This window comes from Ectobacillus sp. OTK, assembly GCF_059698935.1.
On record NZ_AP048547.1, the window covers coordinates 4,587,231 to 4,611,946 of the forward strand.

A 24,716-nucleotide genomic window follows, 5' to 3' on the forward strand; every position below is an offset into this window, starting at 1 on the left:
AGCCTTTTGCCTCTCATCAAAGGAACTTTTTGTCCTTGTATGAAGAGGGCTATCTTGCAGGTAGGAGCAGGCTATGGGAGCTGGATACCTCTCCTTAGAAAAAGCCTTCTTTATAAAACAGGGCACGATCAAGCATCGCGCCCTGTTTATATATGATTTACGCAGTAACTTTGCTGCTTTCCACTAGGAAATCAACTGCTTTGCGAACTTTCAAGTCTTCTTTCAATCCTTCAAGGCTGCCAAGAGCTTGTGTTACAGCCTCAGCTGTCATGTTGTACATTTCAGCCATTTTTTGTACTTCCTCGTTTACTGCCTCTTCTGTTGCTTCAATACCCTCTGCTTCAACAATTGCTTCAAGCACAAGGTTTGTTTTTACGCGGGATTGCGCATCCTCTTTCATTTGCTCCTTTAAAGCAGCTTCGTCTGTACCTGTGAACTGGTAGTACAATTCTAGGTTCATGCCTTGGAATTGAAGACGCTGCTCGAATTCACGAAGCATACGGCCTAGTTCTGTTTCAATCATTGCTGCTGGAATTTCAACTTCCGCGTTTTCAACAGCTTTAGCTACTGCATCATCACGAAGTTTGTTTTCCGCGTCACGCTTTTTGCTTTCTTCTAGGTCTGCACGAAGCTTCGCTTTTAACTCATCAAGCGTTTCAACTTCTTCATTTACGTCTTTTGCAAACTCATCGTCTAAAGCAGGAAGCTCTTTCGCCTTGATTTCGTGTACTTTTACTTTGAACACAGCAGGCTTGCCAGCTAAATCTGCCGCATGGTACTCTTCAGGGAACGTTACTTCTACGTCCTTCTCTTCACCTGTTTTTAAGCCGATCAATTGCTCTTCAAAGCCTGGGATGAATGTACCGGAACCGATTGTAAGAGAGTAGTTTTCGCCTTTTCCGCCTTCGAATGCTACACCGTCAACGAAGCCTTCGAAATCAATTACAGCTGTATCGCCGTTTTCAACCGCGCCATCTTCCTTCACAACAAGCTCAGCTTGCTTCTCTTGAAGCTTTGTCAATTCGTTTGCTACATCTTCATCTGTTACAGTTTCATCTTCTTTTGTAAGCTCTAAGCCCTTGTATTCTCCCAATTTCACTTCAGGCTTCACTGTTACCTTCGCAGTAAAGATTAAGTTTTTGCCCTTTTCTAATTGCTCGATGTCAATTTCAGGGTGCGCAACAGGGAAGATACCTGTTTCTTCCACTGCATTAGAATATGCTTGCGGCAGAATAATGTCTAATGCATCTTGATATAAGGATTCTACACCAAAGCGTTGTTCGAACAACGGACGAGGCATTTTTCCTTTACGGAAACCAGGTACATTAATTGTTTTTACTACCTTTTTGAATGCTGCATCTAATGCTTGATTTACTTCTGCAGCGTCAACCTCTACTGTTAGTACACCAACGCTACCTTCTAATTTTTCCCACTTTGCAACCATTTATTCTTTCCCTCCAACAACGATATTAATAAACTATCATGACTCGGTATGTATGTCCGAGAACAATACGAAACTGAGTAAAGTGCTGTTGCTTTACCTGCTTCACGAAAAAGGCAGGAATCTGTCTCCTGCAACCATTACATTATAACATAGAATATTATCGTTTCAACATCACCGCACGTTCTTTTTCTTTAAAGCGGCAGAAACCCTTCCTGCTCGAGCTTCAAAAGCTGCAAATATGCTTCTTCCATATCTGCTTGGGAGATGCCGTAATGGGAGACAATTTGTTCATCGATCGACGACAGCATAAAGCGTTCACTGCCAATTTTTTCAAGAACAGCAGCCCAAACCCGGACATCAGGAGGAAGAAGAGAAAACGGAAAGACAAGGAACATCATTTCATACCAATACTCCGACAAAGCCTGGATCATCGTTGGATTTTGCCCCCCTGTTCCTCGCTCCGCCTCAAGCAGCACACCAGTAACAAACGCATTTTCTTTTATGTCGGAAAGCTCACAGGGAACAACAGACATGGTTCTGCCAAACTTTGTCACAGAAACCTCATCTCGAACACCGCTTTCCATCAAAAACTGCAGCAAAACGGATTTTACATATGGATGATTGGTATCATCCTGAAGAAAGCGTATAACGAACGGGACAGCCTGAATAGGCCCGCGCTGTCTTAGATTATATAAAGCTTGCAGCTGCTTTGCTGCATCACGCTCTCCTAGTGCCGTCACTAGTTCTTCCTCTTCAGACGATTTAGGGATTCCGCTTTCTAAGCCTTCCATTTTTTCTGCAAAAGAAAGCAACGGGTATAGCTTTTCTCTTTGTTCATCAGAAAGCTTATGATCTCCTAAAGCAAATTCAACAGCCTCTGTAACTGCCTGATAATCATGCTGCTGAAGCAAGATGGAAAGATACATCTCCAGCACCTCAAAAAATAAGATGTCACTCTCCTTTAGCAAGGCTCCGCACCGCCTTCTAGCTTCCTTCAAATCATGCAGCTCCATGAGACAGACAACAGCTGCAAACTCTGATTGCTCATCCTGAAGCCCATATTCACATAGCTGTTCAAAACAGTCCAGCGCCTCGGAAAATTGTTTGTTATGTAACGAATCAAAGCCTTTTTCCCGCAAACGGTCACCCAGATTCGGAAACATCACGACCGTTTTCTCTTTTTCCTCCATACCTTCGCCTCTTTTTAAGGTTTTCTACACTTACAGGTAATATAGCAGAAGAAGATTTGAAACACAATATATGGCATATTTTACATAGCTAGAAACACTTATTTTCTATCTCAATCTTTAAATAAAAACGCCCCTTCGTTTTGGTCAAACGAAGGGGGCGTTCAAGTTACACGTGCAAAAAAGCATGTGTACTTACTTTATAGTAAAATCAGTAACATGTACATTATCCTGTTTTCTTGACCGATTCGCCCACTTCTAGATTTCCAGATCGTTGCAGCTTATTCCACCCAACTCGTGTCCCTTTTATAGCAGCTTGAATAGATTTCCAAACAATCCAAGCCATTACGTAACGATAGAACATCCGTTGCAAGAAAAGAAAAATAAGCGGCCTAAGACTTAGCTTCTCTAATCTAAAAGTAAGTAAGCAAATGAAGAGATCAATCATAAAGAAGCATGTATAAAATAACAATGCCTTCTTTGCATCTCCAGAAAGTATTCCTAAGATAGCCAAAGCATCTGAAACAGGGGCAATCAAAGGTAATGTAAATTGGAATAGCAATATATTAGGGATTGCAATGCACCCTAATGATTTGTGCTTTCTAGCAAAAAAAGCGCGCTTATGCTTCCATAGACATTGTAAAGTTCCATAGGTCCATCTATACCGTTGCTTAAGAAAACCTCTTATGCCTTCTGGTGCCTCTGTATAAGCATATGCATGCTCTTCAACGATGACCTTATAACCTTGACGTAGAATTTGTAAAGTCATGTCCGTATCTTCCGCTAATGTATCATCCGTAAATCCTCCGCACTCCATGATCACCTGTTTACGCCAAGCACCGATTGCTCCAGGAACAACTGTGACACAATTCAGGACACCAAAAGCACGTTTTTCTAAATTAAACCCTGTCACATATTCAATATGCTGACAAGCCGTTAATATATTACGCACATTCCCAACCTTTATATTTCCAGATACGGCAGCAACCTCTTCATCTATAAAATGGCGGACAAGTAATGAAACAGCTTTATGCGAAACAATTGTATCAGCATCGATAGCAATAATGATATCGCCGTTTGCCTTCTGGACTCCCCGATTAATAGCTGAAGATTTCCCGCCGTTTGCTTTGCGAATTAGATGGACCCTTTCATTGGCATGGAAATTCTCAGATACAATCGCAAAGGTTCGATCTTGTGAACCATCATCTACAACAATAATTTCGTAATTGGGATAATCACTTTTTAAAATCGACTGTATGGTCCTTTTTATGACCTTTTCTTCATTATAAGCAGCAATAATGACGCTCACAAAGGGCTGAAATGAATCATCGTCTGTATAAGACAATCGAGTCCGCCTTTTATGCTGCAAAGCAAAGTAAACTAGTATAGACATACGAAGAATAGAGAGAAATAACACACTATAAAACAATAGGGACATCAAGCCTTTCAAGCCAGATATATTTCCTAAAATAACGTTAACACTCTCTACTAACGGACTTTCCTCTTCTTTGACAGAAGGCATAACGTGATTTCTGTCCGTATTCATTAGTTGACTGACTGTTACAAATGTATAACCTTTGCTTTGTAAGCTCTCAATAATCTCGGGAAGCGCTTGAACAGTGCTGTTTCTGTCGCCCCCACCATCATGAAGTAAAATAATATTACCATTAGACAGCCGCTGCATAATATTATCAACAATTTCCTTGCTATTCGTTGCTTTCCAATCCATGGAATCGATATCATAATTAACTGTAAGGTATCCCATTTCAGTCGTATGCAGAAGCCTTTGAAAATCTGAATTTACAGTATTTTCATCATTATACCCATACGGAGGGCGATACAATAAGGAAGAATGTCCAGTAATTCCTTGAATTAAGCGCTGACTCGCATTCAATTCAAGTTTTAATTGGTCATACGATATGTTATTCGTATTCGGATGGAAAAACGTATGGTTGCCAATTTCGTGACCCTCTCTATACATCCGTTTCATAATATCTTGATTGAGCATAGCATTTTTACCAATAACAAAGAACGTCGCCTTTATTTGATACTGATTTAAAATATTTAATATACGTGTCGTATAATCCGGATCAGGTCCATCATCAAAGGTTAGCACCACTTCCTTAGTTTCCGCGTTACTTAAATGCTCTACCTCAAACGATTTAGGTATAGATAGATAGGCCTCGCCTGAAATTTGACCAGAATCATCCAAAACAAGGTCACGCTTTCCCTCTTCCTGAAGCGATTTAACGCGAAAAATATTGCCTTGTCCATAGTTATAGATGCTGTATCCATTCTTTATGTTACGCAGTGCATCAGCCCCTCGATTCTCCAGAATATCCCAAACAGATGGATCTTCCGTACCTAATCTCCATAACGCAACTCCCTTAACACCAGCTGATGAAGCCATTTTTAATTGGTTGTAGAATGTAACACTATCTAAAAACCATAATTCATGCAGCTTATCCTTATCCATATATCTAATATAAGGATTTTTGCTCATATCATCCCATTGGATATGTAATTTTGCCTTATCTGCCATTCTCATAACATTTTCAAAGGATACTACTTCCCCGGGCTGATTGCTTTCCCAATCCCAATCATAACCATAATTGCCCAAACTAACGACAAGCTTCTCCTTAGGTATACGTGCAAGATTTTCTTGATACCATATGGATGAGGATATAGGACCTGGTGTTTGAAAATTCTCATCATACAACATCACAATCATACGATCTGAGTATTGTTGTAATTCATTATAATCAAATGCTTTATCATTTGGAGGCATATCTATTGTCACTAGAAGTCCATCCTCATGAAACACACCATATAGCTCCTTTATAAAGGCTGTAAACAATGCCCTATCATCCGCTTTTATATTTTCGAAGTCTATATTTATGCCGTCATAGCCATACTTTTTAATTTGTTTATGTAAATCTTGGATGAGTTTTGACTGTGCTTGCGGAGAAATCAATAAGTTATGAACGATCTCCTGATTCCACTCACCCTGAACTAGGTTGCTAATTAAAGGAACTACTTTAACATTATGCTTTTTTGCTAGCTGCCCTATATCCTTTTGGATGTCCTCTCCCAGCTCTAAATTAGGCTGCAGATGGAACCATTGGGGGATTAGAATATCTATCGTATCTATATTACGCTTTAATGATCGTTCACTATTCGGGTCCCAATTCACATAGAAGGCATACATATCACCAGTATGTATATCTTCTTTTTGTTGAAGCTTGCTGTTTGTATCATTATATAAAGGTGTAAGAGGATCATTAGTCACTTTCCCTGAGGGCCTAATATTTGAAAATTCATTCACTTCCTTTGTGCCCCATTTTGGCAACAAAGGACTCATATATAAACTTAAACCAGGTATAACTAACAGCATAAGGGAGAGGATGACAAAACTAACGAGAAAACACCTGATTACAATTTGTCTTTTTTTTGAATGATCCTCAAATACAAATTTTCCATTAGCAGTTTCATAGTTTGAGATGGTTTTTTTACGTCGATAGTAGCATAACAGATTCTTAACTTTCTTATACATATCATTTGATAATCTTCTAAGCATGCAGCCACCTAACTTTACAATATTTTTAGCTGAGTCATCACAGTGGAGATATAGTTAAATTTCAAAACATTGGCTGTTATCAGAGTACACTCCCTCCTTCATATTTCAAACTTTTCTAGGCGTTACAACACAAAAAGAGTCAGCCTTATCTATAATCGAATATCTCTTTCCTGAGAACTATTCGGTAACCCAGCCGTCATAGTTCTTGAACAGAGCCGTAGATTTTGCGTCCTTGCTTTTAACAGGCTTTCCTTTGTCGCAGCCAAGTATATAATCAATACTATTTCGCTCGACCTTCATAACAACCTAGCTATTAATCTAATTAATCTAACGCTTAGCCTAACAAAGTTATGCTTGATAGTAAATATATCCAATTGTTAAATTTGTTAAATTTGTATTACTTTCATGACCATACACAACATAATTGCTGATTGTCTTAAAATAAAATCTCAACAATTAATTTATGATTAATTGTTCAGGCAACACAAAGAAAGGGTTGACCCCAAGCGAAATAGACCATTATAGAAACCGTTGATTTTACCTGGGTTCCTTAATGGTCCAATTTCCCCTTCGACCCAAAAGAGGGCATGATTACTCTTTTGGGTCAAAACCATTCATGTTATTGTACGGATAATTCTAACTGCTCGCGCAGTTTCCTGGATAGCTCCTGACGTGTCTGATCCGAGACAATGTAATACCAAGTATTTTCCATCATTTTTCCTTCACCATCGATTTGAATTCCTTCAATGTTATTACGGGTTTCTTTATAATTTTGTTGAATTTTAAACATCTCATCTTGCGTTAAGTTTGTTTTCACATTTTTTTGAATAGCGCTTAAGATCGTCCCATAGTTTGCAAGAGTTTCTACATTCGCACCCTTTTGGATCACAGCCTGAATAACTTGACGCTGTCTCATTTGACGGCCAAAATCACCACGTGAATCGAGCATCCTCATTCGGGAGTATTTTAGAGCATCCTCACCGTTCAAATGCAGAGCCCCTTTCTTAAAGTGTACGCCCTCATACGTAAATTCCAGATCATTATCAACATCCACACCATCTACCGCATCCACAATATCCTTAAACCCTTCCATATTTACTTCAATATAATAGTCCACAGGTACATTTAAAAAATTCTCAACAGTGGCAACTGTTATATCAATGCCTCCAAACGCATAGGCATGATTGATTTTGTCCTTGATTCCCTTCCCAACAATCTCTGTGTATGTATCGCGCGGAATACTTACAATTTTCATAGACTGCTTGCTCGGATTTAGTGTAACCAGTATTAACGAATCTGAACGGCCCCGTTCCCCTCCGCGAGGATCAGCTCCCATGAGTAAAATTGAAATAGGAGCACCCTGCTTCATATCTTCAGACCGTTTCGGTGAAGTATCACGCTTTAACGGCTGATTCACCTCATTCAATGTTTTGGAAACGTTGGAGTATACAGAGTAGACGTATATTCCAACTCCAATAAGAACAAATCCCATAACTCCTGATATCCAAAGTAATAGCTTTCTTTTCATCTTAGTTTCCCCTTTCACGTTATCCAATCTTTATTGCTTCGCAAAAATTACAGAAGTCCTGCTTTTTGATTGCTGAATGCAGTTGATACTATCCTCCTATAGGAGGGCCTGTCCTGAAAGAAAACGATAAGTGCATTCAACAATTCAGCAAATTGAATAACTGTATTGATATGTCAGCGAAAATACTATCCCCCAAGAAACCCCTATCTTCTCTCTTTACACCTGCTGCATCAAGCTGTTGTTTACCTTCTCTATAAACGCAGCAAAAATCTTATTCAGCTTGGCTGTCCTCTACATTTGTACCTTTCACACCAAAGTAGAATTTCGTCTTTTTCTCTATACCAGACGGGAACAAGCCTCGCCAAGAATTACCTTCTAGATAATACTTTAATACGTAAAATTTTGGCAAGTTGATTCTTCTATTCTAATAATAGATCATGCTAAGCTATTGTTTTAGGTAATTCAAAACGGGGCTGGCCAAAAACCGCTAGACAATAAAAATTAAAAGAAGGGTATAAAATAGACCACCATCGAAACCCTTGATTTTACTAGGGTTTCAATGATGGTCTATTTCTCCATTCCAGCTCAAAAAAGAGCATTATTTCCCTTTTGGATCAGTTCCAAGCCACTTCTTTTTCTTTAACGCAGCCGTTCGTTAAAGAAACTTTAATTTGCCGTATTAGCTTCCTATGCCATCCTCTAAAATAATCGTGTTTTCTCCAATTTTTACGGTTATCGAGCTATCTTTATTGTGTTGATCATCTCGTTTTGTTTTTAATCGTTGGTCTACAGTTGTATTTGGAGGTCCTATTACCACAGAGTCATTTATCGGGGCAAGTACCTCTGCTAATTGTTTCGCATTTACGTTGTAGGCAATTTCGAACACTTCTGGAGGCGTGAAACGCAACATATCAGAGCCGTTTGCATTTTCTGGCTGGTCATTATTAAAGAAGAGATGGAGGTGTGCTTCATCTGAGACAGGTGTAATCCAATGCCACCAGCCCATAGGTATAAAGACCACTTGACCTGCCTTTGCCCGGTAATGATGCAACTGCCTAGCATCCGGGTCAAGAATGGAAATGATTGCCTCTCCTGAAATAACGACATCTAGCTCCCAAGCGTTTGGATGCCAGTGAGGTTCCCTTATAAACCCCTTGGTTAGAAAGAGATTAACAAAAGCTCCGCCTACCATAGCAGGTAACTGTGTTGAGGTTACTTCATAAGCAATATTTTTATCATTTCTCTTGAAAAGTACATTATTCCGCGAGTCAAAAAAGAGATTTGGGGTTCCCGTGCTTTTTTTTATGTTCGTATTATTAGGAACATATCCTGAGTTAACCATCCTTTGCTTTCCTCCTTTCACACTATGCCAGTCTAGAAGTATTTTTCTAAATTTAGATACTTTGCTGAATGATGTGTTATTGAACACACTCATTATATGTAGATGTATGGGCATTTGTGTGGGGACAGTTGATGAGCCTTTTCTTCTTACCTGCTTGTAGCAGCTAAGAACGGCCTCAATGCTCGCGCCTTTGATAAATGCTATCCATGCTATTATGAAAAGCAACGTTAGCGAATCAGACGTATTGATCAGGATGGGCGGTGAAGAATTTTCTATCCTGCTTCAACTAACACACCCGTTCGTACTAGTTGAAGCAGGAAATTAAACCATCATCATGTCTTATTTACATTACCATCCAACAAATCCATCAAAGTTGTCCTATCCAGTAATTCGGCAACTGTATCTCTTACAATAGCCCATAATGGTTTGAGTAAACATCCCTCCTCAAGCGGACAACTTTCGTAAGAGGTAATGCTCACGCATCCCATAGGAGCGAGTGGTCCCTCTAAATTCCTAATAACTTCACCAATAATTATTTCACGGGGGCTTCTGCTCAGTTTATATCCTCCGTTAACACCTCTTTTACTTTGAACATATCCATTTCTTTTTAATTGCAAGAGAATCTGTTCTAAATAGTTAACTGGAACCAATGTCCTTTCAGATACTTCATCAATGGAAGTCAGCTGATTGTTGCTGCTGCCTAAACATATTAGAGCACGTAATGCGTATTCTCCTCTACTTGAAATTTTCATCAAAAAATCTCTCCCTTAGAATCATATATCTTGGGTATTCACCTATTTTCAATAAATGAGAGAACCCACTAATATGAAATTCCATATTGTATGATGAGAAACTTGATTAGATTAGTCAACAATTACGAAACCGTTTTTCACTTATACATTTATGCTTTATATCTAGTCTATTCGGGAATTTTTAAAAAAGGAGTGGTTCTTTTGAGAAGGTTAATAATTCTAGCCTTGATAGGTTTAGCAGCACAGCTGGTAGATGGATCTTTAGGCATGGCATATGGAGTTACTTCATCCTCTCTGCTGCTTATGTTTGGGATAGCGCCAGCTGTGGCATCAGCCTCTGTCCACATGGCGGAGGTAGTAACTACTGCTGCATCAGGAGTATCGCACATCCGGTTTGGCAACGTAGATAAACAAGTTGTTTATAAATTAATCATACCTGGTTCTATTGGTGCTTTTATAGGCGCATGTTTCTTAGGTAGTATTCCTGGTGATATAGTGAAACCATATGTTTCTGTTTTTCTATTACTATTGGGATTCTTCGTAATCTACCGTTTCCTCTTTAATTTTAATACTTCACAACAAATTTCAAAAAAGACAGTGTCAAAAAAACAATTGCTGCCGCTGGGGTTTATTGCCGGTTTCCTTGATGCTACTGGAGGCGGAGGCTGGGGGCCAATTGCAACACCTGTACTAATAACTAGCAACAAAATGGAACCAAGAAAAGTAATCGGTTCAGTAGATACAAGCGAATTTGCAATAGCTGTAGCTTCTACTTTAGGATTTCTGTTAACATTAGGATGGTCTCAAATTAACATCCAATGGGTAATTGCATTAATGATAGGCGGACTTATTGCAGCTCCAATTGCTGCTTGGTTAGTCAAGATAATACCGACTAATCTATTAGGCACCCTGGTTGGCGGAATTATTATCATAACTAACATCCGGACTTTATTAGGAGCATTAGATGTATCATATACAGTAAGCGTTTCTACCTATTTAGTACTTGCAGCACTTTGGATAGTTGCTGTGGCAAATGTAATTTGGAAATTAAGAAAGAACCGTGTTAACAGCATTTAACATAGTAAAAAGAAAAACACAATGTGTGATTTCTATCGACACTTTGTGTTTTTTTCATGGTTAGCTAACAGGCAGGTTTGTATAAGATAGACAACAAAAAAAGGGGCTAACCCAAAAGGGTAGTAATGTTCCTTTTTGAGCTGAAATGGAAAAATAGACCCCCATTGACCCCCCCGTAAAATCAAGGGTTTCGATGATGGTCTATTTCACATACTACCATTAATTTTCATTATTTAAGGACTTTTGGATCAGCTCCTTCAACATTATGAGTTATTCAACGGTTTATTCTCCAATAATTTCTCTTTAATTTCTTTTATTGTCAGCCCTTGATTCTCTTTCATTTCTTTTATCTCTGCTAATCGTTTAAGCGCTATGACACGAGGAAATCTTCGTGTTAACCTGGTATCTTCCTGTTTAAAGGGAACCAGTCCCTCCTCGGCATAAAATTTAATGGTACTATATCGAACACCTGAAAGTTGAACCAATTCACTTATGCTTACGTATTCTGAGTTCTCAATTTTCTCTAAACTCCGCTGTCTGCCCATTTCTATTCACCTTTTATGTTGCTGATGCTGCAATTGCAGCAAGTGAGGCATCAATATTCTTAATTGCTTTATCGATGGCATTAATGGTTTCAAAGATTTCTTCTTTACGAAGTTGTTCAATTTTTTGTTTCAACGCCTTGCGCTCAAACTCTGAGAAATAATCGTTTAGCATTTTCTTCACATTTAAAAATAGGACTAAACCTATTGTATGCTCCTCTACTTTTCCTTCTTCTAATAATTCAGCCCGGATTTTCTCAACAATGTAATTACGAGTGTTGGTTAAATCCACATATTTTTTCTTCTGTACAAAAAATAGGATTTCTGTATTTTCAACTTGGAGAATTTCTTTTTCCACAAGGCTCTCTATAACCAATTTATAGATTTCTCGTTGTTTAAATATGTGGTTATAGAAGTAAGATACCCATTTTTTGATTTTTTTCGGTTTTTCTAAAGTCATCAGTTCTAATAGACGATCAAGTGACTTTTCTCCTGTTGGAGTAGAATCCGCGATTATTACTGTATCGTCATCTGTAAATTTTACTTTCCCTTTTAATGATAACTCAACAATACCAGCCATGACGGCTAAGAGCCCGATATGTTGGCGAAAAACAGACTTTAGTTTATTCGTTTCCTTGTCTAAAGCTAACAATACAAATTCTTGAGGAATGGTTAAATCCTTTAACATTATATTTACCTCCTTTTAAATTGGGATTTATGAACGACAATTACTTACCACTTACTACTTATCACTTACTACTTATTATATTCCATAAATAAAAAAATTCCACAAAATAGGAAAAATTTCTCTCCGACTATAAATCAGGTATTCCGACCTGAATTAACCAAAATGACATAAGGCCGAAAAGGCAATTGTTCTTCAACTATCGTATAAATGGTATCGTTGTTATATACAATGGGTACTATAATATTAAAAAGGAAAAATTTATGATAGGACTTTTTTGTTGTAATCATATTATTTAACCTTATTGCCTTTAAAACAAATACGCGATTAACAGCAAATCAAATTGCTCACATTTGGATATTTACAATTGCATTCCAAAGTATCTTTGATTTATATATCGACTTCAAGTATCACGGTTATTGGTATTTTACTAAAAAAGTCGATTGGACAGGACTTCTTCCACATACCATATTAGTTCCACCAGTTAATATGATGTTTCTGAATTGGTATCCATTTAAATTAAAAATATGGAAACAGGTTATGTATATTGCGGCTTGGACAATAGGCATCTTGATTTATGAAGTAATCACATTACTTCCTGCACCATGGGGATATTTTCATTATAGCTGGTGGGGATTGCAGTACTCAGCAATTGTTGACCCTATACTTCTTCTTATCTTGTTAAGGTATTATAAATGGGTATGTCGTCTGGAAAAAAAGTTATTAACAATTGAAAGTGAGTAAATAATCGCCCCTACGTAGTTAAACGTAAGGGCTTAGTCTCATTCTTTGTTAATTAGTTCTTTGCAATGTTCGCACTCGTGTAAATATGATTCATGTTGCTCTTCGATCTTCCAACCGCAGCCGCGGCATACTTTCGCAGGAATTCTTTTATAAAATTCCAAGTCCTCCATAGAAAACGCCCCTTTCAATATCGTTTTATTGGTACTGTTGTATTATTAAGCAAGACTGTAATTAAATACTGTTACATAATGCCAATGTAAAAAAGAAGACCATAGCGTAATGTACTTACGAATATGAGGCGTTGTTAAACCAGAAATATGGGTAATAGATTTCATGTTAATGAAAATAAAAAAGGCGTTGATTTAACGATCCTAGACCGCGTAATCAACGCCTTTCTTATGAAGCGTCCCAGGAGAGATTCGAACTCCCGACCGACGGCTTAGAAGGCCGTTGCTCTATCCTGCTGAGCTACTGGGATATATAAATCTTTTTCTTCTTCTCAGGACAATGGTCACTTTCTAAGCTTAGGCCGTTATCGCAATTAAAATTGGAATTACTCCAACAATAAGTATATCTAAGCAATTTGGAACAAATATTATAACTGTTGTAAATCAAAAGGAGGTGGCTATAATGAATGCACAACGAGCGCAAGAAATTTCTGCTTCACCAATTATGGCTAATGTAACCTGTAATGGGGAACGCGTCTACATTGAACATGTAGATGAGCAAAAAGGAACAGCTACAATCCATTCCCTTGACAACCCAAATAATAAACAAAGTGTTTCTGTATCCAGCCTAATAGAACATTAATTGTCAACCATTTTCTTACCTTTAGTGAAACACCACTCTAGATGTGGTGTTTTTATATTTAACTCAGATATCTTTTGAGCAACCAAAGAAACAGCTGCATGGAAGGACAACTTATTGGCTGCGATACAAACCCAACAGACAGATGTTTCGTTTCACGAGAAGATATGAAAAAAGAACGACTTTTGCCGTTCTATCCTTGTTTATTCGCTTCGCCCCAAGCCGTCACCCCATAATACTTACCTTCGCCGTTACCGTCATTCATTACAACATCAAGATCGTGAAAATATCGGTGAAGTGTTCGAAGGTCGCCTTTGTCTTCATTCGTTTCAAGCTCTTTCGCCAAATTGCGAATTGCTTCGAAATCCTTTACCAAATCGGCATTCTCTTTATATCCCATTGCGTCAATCTCAGAAACAATAGATTTTGCTGCGGAATGTATGTCATCCCATCTTGGATTATTGATATTGTTCCAACCCGTAAATTCATTCATTTTACGGTGATACCAAGAAATGAATCCCGAAGCATTTTCACTGTCCAACGATTCAATTTCTTCGTCTGCTTCCGTCGTTTGCGGGCTTTCTTCAGGCTTTTTTTTGACGGGTGCTTCTTCTTTCGTTGCTTCAACATTCTTTTCCCCTAAAACATACGGTGTGACCGTGTAAACACTCCAACAAACAGCACCCGCGATCAAGATCCAGAATGTTGTCCAAATAATTTTCCCCTTCAAATGAGATACCCCTCTGCATATTTTTAGTAATTATTTACACATCTTTATTATAATTAATAAAATGAATATTTTAAACCACTATAAATAGAGTATTTGATAAGCAGGAGTTGGGTAAAAAAGACCGTGGGCAATAGATGCTTATTAAGCCTGTTAAAAAGTGGTGTCAATTTTCTTCTTTAGCTAACTGGAGCTCTCGAAAGTAGGTTCCCTCCATGAAAAGCAATGCTTCTCTTAGGAGGTTGGGGATATTGCTTTTGATGAAGGAAATTTAGGATCATCTCTTTTTGAACTTACTTAGGAAAGATAAGTTCGAAAATGAGAATAAGGCCTTTTTATGGAGTATACATGCACTAAAGCTTTAGCTTGAAATAATTTAAAGTGGTCTTTAATATTTCATTCGCAGGGAGATGTATGGAAATGGAAGAACAAAAGCAAAAACAATACGCTGAATACTTGTTAGAATGGTGTAATCATATATATTGTCATTGGGAAAATATGAAACCGAGGTTTTCAAGACTCTTTGATTTAAAAACTGTAGATGAATGGGAAGAGTTATGCTGCGAATTAAAAGAAAAATTACAGGGAGATTTAAGAGCGGATTTTGTTGAGTTCCAGATAGCTAAAAGTTTATATGAACAGTGGGAACTGCTATACAAAGAATCACAGGCTTATCTGGCATCGGAAAATGAGCGTCAGTACTAATAAGTTATCATACTATTTGTTTAGCAAAATCAAAAAAGCCGATTTTCCAAGTTTGGGAATCGGCTTTTAAAATTTTATTCAACTAAATTTTCCTCAATATTGCTTATTGAGTGAAAACATAAATGTCTTTGTAGTTGGATCATAGTGTACATAGTACCTATATCCATTCCCAAAAACTTCATAATCTTGAGTCAATATATTTCCTCCGTAGCCGAGATGCTCCAGAAGCTCAGAGGTATCTGTACCTCCACTCAATCCAAGCCACCAATTTAAAAAGATACCAACAGTTTGATAAAATTCATCACTATCTTTTGCTGCTGGCGATTGGTCATCCAACCCAATCACGACTTCCATAATGTCGTTTGTTTTAGCATGAAATGCAATTGTAAATGGCATGCCATTTGGGAAGACAGCTCTGAATCTAGTACCGTCTTCAAGATGTTCTATATCCCCAACTTGCTGAAGCTCATATCCAATTTGAGTCGAATATGCATTAAAGTTAAGTAAAAATTGCTCCATCATTTCATCAGGAAGAGCATTAGGTTCGAGAAATGATAATGGGATTGGCGCTGGCACTACATATTGCGGCGGTCCTGGTTCTGGTTCTGGAGTTGGAGTCGGAGCTGGCTCTGCATCTGGTCTCGGATTAGGCTGTTGTGAAGGTGTTGGTTTCGGTTGTTCAGAATTGGGATTAGCTTTTTCATTAGAAGCATTATTACTAAAGCACCCCGTAAAAAGCAAGGATGATAACAGAAGAAATGAAACAAATATTACAGCTTTCCATTTTTGCATACAATCATCTCTCCCAATTGTTAAAGTAAAATACACCTACAACATTACAATATGCTTATATGAATGTTCACTTGCTCCTCTATACACTGCATCTTACAATTTCATTGGCTCTGCACAATTCCAATAAACACGCACGTAAAAAAGCGAATGCTTCCTTTCCTCTTTGATGTAAACTCTGTTAGCACTACATCTTTTCTCATGCCTTTATTTATAGTCTTCTGCCCCCATGTAACGACGGGCATTTGCGCCCGCTGCTATCGCCAAAACCTTGCGAAACGGAAGTGCTGAACCCCCTGTTTTTTTGAAGGCACGCGTCCGCCGCGACCCTTCGGCTAGCAGAATCGGAAAGAAAGTACAAGTTTTAACGGCGGAAACGCGGGAAATTCGGAATTTATCAATTAACATCTGCTTGCATATTGCTTGTGTATAGCGGTAAAATTAGAACATAGGTTCGATTCTGAAAGGCGGTTATCGTAATGAAGGAATGGCGACCAGCAACGTTTATATCGGAGCAGATGGCCATGCTAGATGGTTCGCTCCCCGCACAAACGAAGGTCAATCAACCACAAATGGATGACCCAGGGCTAGAACAATTCGAGGCGATTGTAGACGATGCATTGGAGAATAACGACCTGCTGTACGTCGACTTCTGGCGAAATGGATATATAGCGCACGTTAGCGGGCATGTGCATTACTACGATACACAACGGAATCAGCTTCGCATAGTTGACGTTAAAGGAAAAGTGCGTTACATAAACGTAAAGGACATCGTACATATATCGACGGATTAAACGTAAATCGAACTTGTGTAAATGGTTAAAATTACGGAGGGTTAAACGTGGGGAGGTGATACCTTCGATATTGCATATCGTATATTCGATGCGAAGAAGATCCGATGCTGATACGTCGGGTAATGCTCCGTACTTATTTTTGGAGCGATAGGAGGTACATGTTAATTGCTCTTTATTTAACGGCATCATAACGTGAGGATGCATACCTTCCGGCTCTTTCGCTTTAATGAATAGATCTAGCGCCTCATCAAACGTTAATAATTCCGAGACAGGTGCACGCTGAACTACTCGCTTCCTCCCCCCTGGTAAACTTTCGCATAAAACCAAAAACGCCCCCTCTCAACTGGTAAATAATCCAACGAAAGAGAGCGTAACGATCACGCGTTCACACGTGAATTTTAGCGGTTTCCGACGTACAAAAAAACGCTAGTCATTACGTATGGGATTATCGTTAACCCTAACGTACAACTAGCGTTTTCTTATGAAAGCGTCCCAGGAGAGATTCGAACTCCCGACCGACGGCTTAGAAGGCCGTTGCTCTATCCTGCTGAGCTACTGGGACATACTAGACATATTGGAGCGGGTGATGGGAATCGAACCCACGCTATCAGCTTGGAAGGCTGAAGTTCTACCATTAAACTACACCCGCACTTGATAATTAAGCAACGTCGTCCTATCGACATTTTTTATTATATTCGCATCCATAGCGAAAGTCAACACTTTTTCAGCTAAGTTAGAGATTTTTTCTCTAACTTAGCTGAAAAGCATGCTGCGCGGCAATACTTCCACTTAAATCATAAAATGTCACAGAAGCGTCATGACCTTTCACTTCCAAAATCGCGTATGTTTTCTCCTTGCGCAGGCGCGGCAGCAAAATGCTTCCTGGATTGATGAGAAGAACGCCGTCTACAACCTCTGCTCCCATAATATGCGAGTGCCCGAAGCATGCAACATGTGCCCCGGCTTCTTTTGCCCGGTACAGCAGGTTTTGCATTGTAAACTTCACATTATATAAATGACCGTGTGTGACAAACAAGCGAATGCCTCGTACGTCCTGTATAATTTCATTTGGATACGAACTGCCGAAATCACAGTTACCGTTTACGACCTGATAACCTTGCAGCTCGTTCTGCTGCGGCGAAAGCTCAGAATCGCCGCAATGAATCATGACATCTACTTGATTCTCGTACTTTCGCTTCAGCTCTTCCAACTCCCCAGTTAAACCATGACTGTCACTTACAATTAAAGCCTTCATCATTCTCCCCCATTACAAACCATCAAAATCGTCAGACTTCTCCTCTAGAAACCACTCTGGAATTTTTTGTTCAAGCTTGCGAAGTGCACGGCCGCGGTGGCTTATTTTATTTTTTTCTTCGGGAGACAATTCTGCCATCGATCGTTTAAATTCTTCTACATAAAAAATAGGATCGTAGCCGAAGCCCTTATCTCCACGCTTTTGCTCTAGGATTTTCCCTTCACACGTTCCATTTACAACCACTGTTTTTTTGTCTTCCTCTGGAAACGCAACGGCGAGCGCACAATAAAAACGAGCTGTCCGCTTCTCTTCCGGGACATTTTTCATTCCTTGCAGCACCTTCTGCATGTTTGCCTCGTCAGACTTCTCCTCGCCCGCATAACGCGCAGAGCGAACACCCGGCTTACCATTTAAAGCGTCAACGATGAGTCCAGAGTCGTCAGCAATTACAATTTGCTCAAGCTGCTTGCTCAAGCTTTCTGCTTTAATAATTGCATTCTCTTCAAACGTATCGCCTGTCTCCTCTACCTCTTTAACATGCGCGTAATCATAGAGAGATTTCACCTCTAAATCAAATTTCTCAAATAATCGTTCGAATTCACGAACCTTACCTGTATTTTTTGTTGCTATGACTACCTGCTTCATACTCACCCCAGCCTTTATCCAATTTTTTGCGCAATTTCACCTAACGCTTCTTTTTGCATCTCAATCAGCTTCAGGATACCCAATTCTGCCGTTTCCAAAAGCTGCTGCAGTTCTTCTCTGCTGAATGTCGCTTCCTCGCCCGTTCCTTGCAATTCCACGAACTGTCCTTTACCGGTCATCACAACGTTCATATCGACCTGCGCCTTGGAATCCTCAACATAATTTAAATCAAGCACAACCTCTGCATCCTCTACCATTCCAACAGAGGTTGCCGCTAAATAATCCTTAACAGGAACGTCTGGAAGCTTTCCAATCTCAACAAGTTTTTGAAATGCCAGCACCATCGCGACGAATGCTCCTGTAATCGAAGCTGTTCTTGTGCCGCCGTCCGCTTGGATAACATCACAATCAATCCATACCGTCTTCTCCCCAAGCATGTCCAAGTCAACAACAGCGCGAAGCGCACGGCCGATCAAGCGTTGAATTTCCATTGTGCGTCCTGATACCTTTCCTTTGCTGGATTCCCGAATTGTGCGCTGCTCCGTCGCGCGAGGCAGCATCGCATATTCCGCTGTAATCCAACCCTTCCCTTTTCCTCTCATAAAAGGCGGTACACGATCCTCAACACTTGCCGTACAAATTACCTTCGTATCTCCGACTTCAATAAGAACAGATCCCTCAGCATGCTTTATGTAGTGTGTTTGCATATGTATAGGGCGCAACTCATCCTTTTGACGTCCGTCCGCTCTCATAAAAAAACCTCCTTGCCATTCTACCTGTAGTATAGCCTATCTGCACTTATATATGAAAAAAGAAGAAGGAGAGCCTCTCTCTCCTCCATCCTCACAAGTATATCAAATTCTATTCCTTAAAAACTACCCGTATTGACATTTTGTGGTCGTGTCACCGGCTTTGTCAGCTTCTGACCTTGCTCGTTTACAATATCAGGCTTGCCATTTACCTCAATAGATACACTGTTAATGCCTTTTTGCTCGGTTAAAGATAGAACAAGGGAATTTAGTACATATGTCGAAATAATATTTTTATCCGGGCTGCCATAAATATTTTCATTAAAATTCAACGTGACTTCTCCGTTTTCGTACTTTGGTTCATCCAGCAGCTTTACGTCATGATTCAAATCACTTGAGAGCTTAGACTGCGGAGATGGCCCTTTGACCAGCTCCTTAACAACTGCTGCTAATTCGTTCTTCTCACTGTTTGCAATGCGGCGTGTAACAGGAACGTAATAATACGTTTGCTTATTTGTTTGCGCTAGGAAGTAAAGCGTCACTGGCTTTGTATTTGTAACGTCCGCTACTTGTTCATCATCAAAGTTGATGCCATCTGCGCGGCTCACACCATTGCCAATTGGCGTTTTATTCACCGGCATCATCGTGAGATCCTTTCCGTTTATGCGGAACTTCACCTGCTTCACTTCTTTAAACTGTGTCAGTGTCCACGTAACGGCTTCTACAATACGGCGTTCCTCTTCTTTTTTATAGTTTTTAAATTCCTCAGAGAAATCAGCTATTGCCACACCGTCTTTTACATCTACGCCGTTAATTTCTGTATCAGCCGGAAGCACTGCCTCAAATCCGTTCGGCAGCATGCCCGTGACTGGACCTTCCTTCACTAAATATTGCAGCGCTTGTTTGATAACGGCATTATCCTGCGGAGTAGGAATTGCCAATGTTTGCGGAACAACATAGCCGTTTTTATCCACTAAATACAGCTCTCGATTGACCGCTTGGGTCTTTTCTCCCTGTTTAGCCGTTGGCTCCGTTTTTGTGCTTGCTCCTTCTTGATCCTTATATGTCACTTCCTTTGGCGGGTCGATTTGCTCCGTTGCTGTTTTGTTTCCACCTATCCCACAGCCTGCCAGTACAGCAGTGCATACAATGGTGCACACAATCCATTTTCGCATGCCATTCCCCTCCTCATACGGTTTGTACTATATGTATACGAGCCCTTTTTTCGTTTAGACCAGAAGCGCTGAAATTTCTTGTCCATATAAGAAAAACGAAATCGGCCCGCTTTGCTCGTGAAGGGGGACGGTTCTTCGAACGATGAGACGCTTTTTGCCACATTGGTCGGAGTTCTTTTCCTCACAGTGAGCATACCGATGAAGCTAGACAACCCAAAAAGAAAGGCTCCCGTGATCGGGGAGCCTTTCTTACGTGGACAATGCCTCCTTATAAAGAAATATGCTGGACATTTTCAATCGGTTGCCCGAACCAGCTAGAGGCGATTTCTTTAAATTTATCTGTTGGACCAGTTGTTAAAAATAAATGCTCACCGTGCCTATCCTCTTGATGTAATAAACCGCTGTGATACAAAATTGTGCTTACCTCACGTGCAGTTTCATCCCCAGAGCTAATTAACTGAACGTCATTTCCCATGACTCGTTGAATCACGGGCCCAAGGATCGGATAATGTGTACACCCGAGAATTAATGTATCAATATTCGTCCTCTTTAACGGCGCAAGCGTACATTCAACAACTTCTAACGCCTCATCCTCCCCAAACATTCCATTTTCCACTAAAGGAACGAACGGCGGGCACGCAAGGCTTTCTACCGTAACCCGATTGTGAATCGCGCGAAGCGCATGTTCATACGCCCCACTCGCAATTGTCCCGACTGTACCGATGACACCGACATGGTGATTCTCTGTCACCTTCAGCGCCGTACGCGCCCCTGGATGAATCACGCCGATAACCGGAATCGGCAGCTCTGCCTGCATTTCCTCTAACACAACAGATGTTGCTGTATTACATGCGATAACAAGCATCTTAATATCATATGCCAACAGATAGTTGGTCAATTCCCAAGTAAACCTCCGTACCTCCTCGCGCGGACGCGGACCGTACGGACATCTTGCCGTATCTCCTAAATAAATGATGCGCTCCTTCGGCAGCTGACGGATGATTTCTCTCGCTACCGTTAGCCCGCCGACACCGGAATCGATAACACCGATTGCTCTGTTCAAAAAATCGCCCCATTTTCTGTCTGTATACTGTTGTCAGCAGGCGTAATCTCTCCTCTGGCAAACCATTGTCTATTTTCCACTTTTTCAAATAAAATTGCAAGGCTTTATGTATAAAGAAAACTCACCGATTGGCGAAGACAGAGGCGTAGTTGCACTTACACTTTGTTCCTAAAACTTCCTACTGCGTCGAATTTGCTTCGAGCGGGAAATTTATACTTTCTTAAAGTGCAAAGAAAACCGGCCTTCCTGCGGCGGGAAGAAAGCCGGCTGATTCCTATAATTCCAACTCTCCCATACGGAGAAGCTCTACTACTGCCTGCGAGCGCCCCTTCACTCCAAGCTTTTGCATAGCGTTTGAGATATGATTACGAACTGTTTTCTCACTGATAAACAATTCTCCCGCAATCTCTTTTGTCGTCTTATCTTGAACGAGTAACTCGAATACTTCTCGTTCCCGCTTCGTAAGTAATGGTTTAGATGCAAAGTCTTTTTCCTTCAAGTGCTGTAACCCTCCTTGCTTAAACAGCGCTCCACATGTTTTGGGATGGGTATCTATTTAGTCATAGCATTGTATGAAAAGGGTGCTTGCAACGTGCATGAAAAGAAGGAGTTTTCTAAAGCGGTTACGAAAAAAATTCATTGAAGCCCGTATACGAGAGGCTGGCTCTTGTCCCGTTTTCTAGATATCTTATTCAACTAAAGCGTCCGTTACTTTAAAAAGAAATGAATAAATAGTTTATTTTATGGTAAAAGCATAGAATAAACCCGTCATTCCAACGGGGCAGGAAGTATAATATCTTCAAATTCTATACACATTTTTCTTTATAAGTTACTCTTTAAATTTAATTTCATCACTTTAATAAGTAATGGTTCAAAAAGCCGAATTAATAAGCATCAGCTCTTTTATGATCCCTAGGTATGTTTTTTAGTCTATATTATTAATCACCTTAGTCTTCTGTCACATTACCGAGATTCAATGTATGTATGGGACTGCCAAAAGCCCTTCAGTTAAGCGATTTGAAGGGCTTTTGTGTTCATATAATTAGCGTTCTTAGAAGAAAAGTATTTGGTTTATTTTAACATCCATTAGTTAAATACGGATAGCTAGAATTGTAATGATAACTATACCAATTACCTTTAACTTTTGTAAAAATTATACTTTAAAAGTTATAACAGGCCCAACATTTGAAGACCATGAAAAATTCCGTTATCTTCAACCGATTTCGTAACATGTTTTGCAACCGCCTTAACCTTTTCTTCTGCATTCCCCATTGCCACACTATTTTTTACAGTTAGGAGCATTTCTATATCATTCAGCCCATCTCCAAAGGCATATTGACGTTCTTGTGGAAATCCTAGTTTTTGAACTATCTTTTCAATCCCTTTGGCTTTTGACCCTCCCTTTGGGAGAACATCGACTGAAACAGGATGCCATCTCACAAAGTCAAAGTCCTGAAATTTCTGTTCGTATTGTTTTTCTTCTCCTTCCGGACAAAAAAGGAGAGTTTGATACAGTTCGCGTCCCTTGTAATAATGTGGGTCATGCGCAGGAAAACGGCTAATTTTCAATGTATCAATGCTTTCCTTAATGTAGGTATGCTCTGGAACATTCGCTTTCATATCTTCATGGTCCATAAAGACAACAGGATGATTGTTATGAAGAGCTGCTTCTGTTAACTTTTCAAGGGATGGGATATTTAATGGGTTTGTATATAACACTTCACCATTTAACACGACGTATTGACCGTTATAACTAACAAAAGTATGAATATCCAACTCTGTTCGTAAATCATCAAACATAAAAGGGGCTCGTCCTGTTGCAATGGCTACTTCATGTCCATGTTCCTTTAATTTAAAAATTGCTTCTTTTGTTGAAGAGGGCAACTCTTTATCATGGGTAAGCAGGGTTCCATCTATATCAAAAAAGATAACGCTTCGTTTCATCATTTGTGTTCCAACTTTCGATGTATATTTAATTTAAGCTCATTTATAGCACTTGGAATTAGCTATATTAGCATTCAGCCTAGACACTCATATAACTTAAATCATTTTAATTCTTTCTAATTACAATTCATCATACCCATAAATAGCGACAGATGCACACGTTCAAACCGTTCCTCTCTCAATTAGTTCAACAGGGATTTCCTTATTTGATGAATCACCATTTACAGCTTGAAGAAAAAGGTTCTTTCCCATATCCTCAAGAGGAATTTCTATTGTTGTAATATTCATCATTTTAGCTATTGGTTGATTATCAAAACCGATTATTGCAAGTTCATCTGGTATTGATATGTTCTGATTTTGACAACAGGTAACAATTCCAGCTGCGACTTGATCACTTGTGACTAACAATGCTGATGGCGGTGCATCCATTTCATTTATTTGTTTTATGACTTTTTCACCGTCCTCAAAATACAGGCACCCGTCAATAATATAGTCAGGCTTATACGGTAAATTATATTTTTCAATAAAATCTCTATATGCACGCTCCCGATCTTGACTATTTGTTCCTGACTTCCTGCCAATACAATAACCAATTTTTTTATGACCTTTATGATACAAATATTCTAATGCTTCAAAAAAGATCTTGTAGTGGTTTACAAAAGTGGATGCTACGTTTCCTTCTTTGATGTTTTCACATAATACAATTGATCCAAATGGCACATGCTCTTCAATCGTGGACAAATCACAGGTTCTCGAACAAATAATTAATGAATCAATCTGTTTTTGTTTTAACATCTGTAAAGCTTCCATTTCCCTACTCTCCATGTAATCGGTTTGAAATAAGACCAACTTATAGTTATTTTCCAATGCTTGCTTTGCTATCCCCTTTAATAATAGAGCAAAATAAGGATGATCCGAGAAAGGGAGAACTACACCCATCAACTGCGTTTTTCCCTTACTTAAATGAACAGCATTTATATTTTTATGATAATTGCTGACCTTGATAGCCTCTAAAACAGCATTCCTCTTTTCTTCACTGACATATGGATGATTATTTAATACACGAGAAACGGTTGTGACGGATACTCTGGCCATCTTTGCCAAATCTTTAATATTTGTCATATGCTCACCTTTTCAAAAAACACGGTAATCATCATCAAAAACTCTAAGATGATCACCTGTCGA

The 24,716-nt window shown here is 39.4% G+C and carries 24 protein-coding genes, 3 tRNA genes and 1 pseudogene; 5 read left to right on the forward strand and 23 right to left on the reverse strand.

From position 1 onward, the window contains the following. Positions 1-157: 157 nt before the first annotated feature. From tig to AC6HZ4_RS22750, 6 genes and pseudogenes are all read right to left on the reverse strand, one after another. Positions 158-1,444: a trigger factor gene (gene tig / locus AC6HZ4_RS22725; RefSeq protein ID WP_497492086.1), complete on the reverse strand. Its 1,287-nt coding sequence runs from the start codon at positions 1,442-1,444 to the stop codon at positions 158-160. Between the two features lie 191 nt (positions 1,445-1,635). Next, positions 1,636-2,634, reverse strand: coding sequence for a hypothetical protein (locus AC6HZ4_RS22730; protein WP_497492087.1), 999 nt, complete (start codon positions 2,632-2,634; stop codon positions 1,636-1,638). Between the two features lie 223 nt (positions 2,635-2,857). After that, positions 2,858-6,208 carry a trifunctional glycoside hydrolase family 18/polysaccharide deacetylase/glycosyltransferase family 2 protein gene (locus AC6HZ4_RS22735; RefSeq protein ID WP_497492088.1) on the reverse strand — a complete coding sequence of 1,117 codons (3,351 nt, stop codon included), beginning with the start codon at positions 6,206-6,208 and terminating at the stop codon, positions 2,858-2,860. Positions 6,209-6,827: 619 nt separating this feature from the next. After that, a complete protein-coding gene (gene tagU, locus AC6HZ4_RS22740; RefSeq protein WP_497492090.1) occupies positions 6,828-7,736 on the reverse strand; it encodes a polyisoprenyl-teichoic acid--peptidoglycan teichoic acid transferase TagU in 909 nt (302 codons plus the stop codon). Positions 7,737-8,007: 271 nt separating this feature from the next. After that, positions 8,008-8,151 (reverse strand): annotated as a pseudogene (locus tag AC6HZ4_RS22745) (hypothetical protein); the annotation flags it as partial. Between the two features lie 264 nt (positions 8,152-8,415). Further along, the gene (locus AC6HZ4_RS22750) at positions 8,416-9,078 is read right to left on the reverse strand and encodes a cupin domain-containing protein (protein WP_497492091.1); all 663 of its coding nucleotides are present in this window, start codon (positions 9,076-9,078) and stop codon (positions 8,416-8,418) included. 178 nt (positions 9,079-9,256) lie between these two features. On the opposite strand from AC6HZ4_RS22750, the gene AC6HZ4_RS22755 reads away from it, so the two are divergent. Next, complete coding sequence (locus AC6HZ4_RS22755; protein WP_497492092.1) at positions 9,257-9,403, forward strand: diguanylate cyclase domain-containing protein; 147 nt, start codon at positions 9,257-9,259, stop codon at positions 9,401-9,403. Between the two features lie 7 nt (positions 9,404-9,410). Here AC6HZ4_RS22755 and AC6HZ4_RS22760 read toward each other — a convergent pair whose 3' ends face one another. Next, positions 9,411-9,830: an RrF2 family transcriptional regulator gene (locus AC6HZ4_RS22760; RefSeq protein ID WP_497492093.1), complete on the reverse strand. Its 420-nt coding sequence runs from the start codon at positions 9,828-9,830 to the stop codon at positions 9,411-9,413. Positions 9,831-10,031: 201 nt separating this feature from the next. Between AC6HZ4_RS22760 and AC6HZ4_RS22765 the strand changes: the two genes are divergently transcribed. Continuing rightward, positions 10,032-10,907: a sulfite exporter TauE/SafE family protein gene (locus tag AC6HZ4_RS22765; RefSeq protein ID WP_497492094.1), complete on the forward strand. Its 876-nt coding sequence runs from the start codon at positions 10,032-10,034 to the stop codon at positions 10,905-10,907. 263 nt (positions 10,908-11,170) lie between these two features. On the opposite strand, the gene AC6HZ4_RS22770 is transcribed toward AC6HZ4_RS22765, so the two are convergent. From AC6HZ4_RS22770 to AC6HZ4_RS22785, 4 genes are all read right to left on the reverse strand, one after another. Next, a complete protein-coding gene (locus AC6HZ4_RS22770; protein WP_497492095.1) occupies positions 11,171-11,452 on the reverse strand; it encodes a helix-turn-helix domain-containing protein in 282 nt (93 codons plus the stop codon). Positions 11,453-11,465: 13 nt separating this feature from the next. Further along, positions 11,466-12,137 carry a GOLPH3/VPS74 family protein gene (locus AC6HZ4_RS22775; protein WP_497492096.1) on the reverse strand — a complete coding sequence of 224 codons (672 nt, stop codon included), beginning with the start codon at positions 12,135-12,137 and terminating at the stop codon, positions 11,466-11,468. Between the two features lie 779 nt (positions 12,138-12,916). Further along, positions 12,917-13,048, reverse strand: coding sequence for a protein YhfH (gene yhfH / locus AC6HZ4_RS22780; protein ID WP_497492097.1), 132 nt, complete (start codon positions 13,046-13,048; stop codon positions 12,917-12,919). Between the two features lie 234 nt (positions 13,049-13,282). Next, positions 13,283-13,355, reverse strand: a tRNA-Arg gene (locus tag AC6HZ4_RS22785). 153 nt (positions 13,356-13,508) lie between these two features. Between AC6HZ4_RS22785 and AC6HZ4_RS22790 the strand changes: the two genes are divergently transcribed. Next, positions 13,509-13,688: a small acid-soluble spore protein H gene (locus tag AC6HZ4_RS22790; RefSeq protein WP_497492099.1), complete on the forward strand. Its 180-nt coding sequence runs from the start codon at positions 13,509-13,511 to the stop codon at positions 13,686-13,688. A 190-nt stretch (positions 13,689-13,878) separates the two neighbouring features. Here AC6HZ4_RS22790 and AC6HZ4_RS22795 read toward each other — a convergent pair whose 3' ends face one another. Beyond that, positions 13,879-14,415 (reverse strand): hypothetical protein, encoded by a 537-nt coding sequence (locus tag AC6HZ4_RS22795; protein WP_497492100.1) that lies wholly within the window; start codon positions 14,413-14,415, stop codon positions 13,879-13,881. A gap of 417 nt (positions 14,416-14,832) precedes the next feature. Here AC6HZ4_RS22795 and AC6HZ4_RS22800 point away from each other — a divergent pair, with 417 nt between their 5' ends. Continuing rightward, a complete protein-coding gene (locus AC6HZ4_RS22800) occupies positions 14,833-15,117 on the forward strand; it encodes a hypothetical protein (RefSeq protein ID WP_497492102.1) in 285 nt (94 codons plus the stop codon). Positions 15,118-15,210: 93 nt separating this feature from the next. On the opposite strand, the gene AC6HZ4_RS22805 is transcribed toward AC6HZ4_RS22800, so the two are convergent. After that, the gene (locus tag AC6HZ4_RS22805) at positions 15,211-15,909 is read right to left on the reverse strand and encodes a hypothetical protein (protein ID WP_497492103.1); all 699 of its coding nucleotides are present in this window, start codon (positions 15,907-15,909) and stop codon (positions 15,211-15,213) included. A 476-nt stretch (positions 15,910-16,385) separates the two neighbouring features. On the opposite strand from AC6HZ4_RS22805, the gene AC6HZ4_RS22810 reads away from it, so the two are divergent. Next, on the forward strand, positions 16,386-16,700 hold the full coding sequence (locus AC6HZ4_RS22810) for a YolD-like family protein (protein WP_497492104.1): 315 nt from the start codon (positions 16,386-16,388) through the stop codon (positions 16,698-16,700). A gap of 488 nt (positions 16,701-17,188) precedes the next feature. Here AC6HZ4_RS22810 and AC6HZ4_RS22815 read toward each other — a convergent pair. From AC6HZ4_RS22815 to AC6HZ4_RS22860, 10 genes are all read right to left on the reverse strand, one after another. Next, a tRNA-Arg gene (locus tag AC6HZ4_RS22815) sits at positions 17,189-17,262 on the reverse strand. Between the two features lie 13 nt (positions 17,263-17,275). After that, positions 17,276-17,349 (reverse strand) — tRNA-Gly (locus tag AC6HZ4_RS22820). 99 nt (positions 17,350-17,448) lie between these two features. Continuing rightward, entirely contained in the window at positions 17,449-17,955 is a 507-nt protein-coding gene (locus tag AC6HZ4_RS22825; protein WP_497495813.1) for a metallophosphoesterase, read from the reverse strand. Positions 17,956-17,967: 12 nt separating this feature from the next. Then, positions 17,968-18,600 (reverse strand): XTP/dITP diphosphatase, encoded by a 633-nt coding sequence (locus AC6HZ4_RS22830; RefSeq protein WP_497492106.1) that lies wholly within the window; start codon positions 18,598-18,600, stop codon positions 17,968-17,970. A 14-nt stretch (positions 18,601-18,614) separates the two neighbouring features. Beyond that, complete coding sequence (gene rph, locus AC6HZ4_RS22835; RefSeq protein ID WP_497492107.1) at positions 18,615-19,352, reverse strand: ribonuclease PH; 738 nt, start codon at positions 19,350-19,352, stop codon at positions 18,615-18,617. Positions 19,353-19,468: 116 nt separating this feature from the next. After that, on the reverse strand, positions 19,469-20,524 hold the full coding sequence (locus AC6HZ4_RS22840) for a GerMN domain-containing protein (protein WP_497492109.1): 1,056 nt from the start codon (positions 20,522-20,524) through the stop codon (positions 19,469-19,471). Between the two features lie 268 nt (positions 20,525-20,792). Next, on the reverse strand, positions 20,793-21,587 hold the full coding sequence (racE, locus tag AC6HZ4_RS22845; protein ID WP_497492110.1) for a glutamate racemase: 795 nt from the start codon (positions 21,585-21,587) through the stop codon (positions 20,793-20,795). 274 nt (positions 21,588-21,861) lie between these two features. Next, positions 21,862-22,086 carry a spore germination transcription factor GerE gene (gerE, locus tag AC6HZ4_RS22850; protein ID WP_497492112.1) on the reverse strand — a complete coding sequence of 75 codons (225 nt, stop codon included), beginning with the start codon at positions 22,084-22,086 and terminating at the stop codon, positions 21,862-21,864. Positions 22,087-22,754: 668 nt separating this feature from the next. After that, a complete protein-coding gene (locus AC6HZ4_RS22855) occupies positions 22,755-23,534 on the reverse strand; it encodes a Cof-type HAD-IIB family hydrolase (protein WP_497492113.1) in 780 nt (259 codons plus the stop codon). Positions 23,535-23,693: 159 nt separating this feature from the next. Next, positions 23,694-24,653: a LacI family DNA-binding transcriptional regulator gene (locus tag AC6HZ4_RS22860; RefSeq protein ID WP_497492114.1), complete on the reverse strand. Its 960-nt coding sequence runs from the start codon at positions 24,651-24,653 to the stop codon at positions 23,694-23,696. Positions 24,654-24,716: the final 63 nt, after the last annotated feature.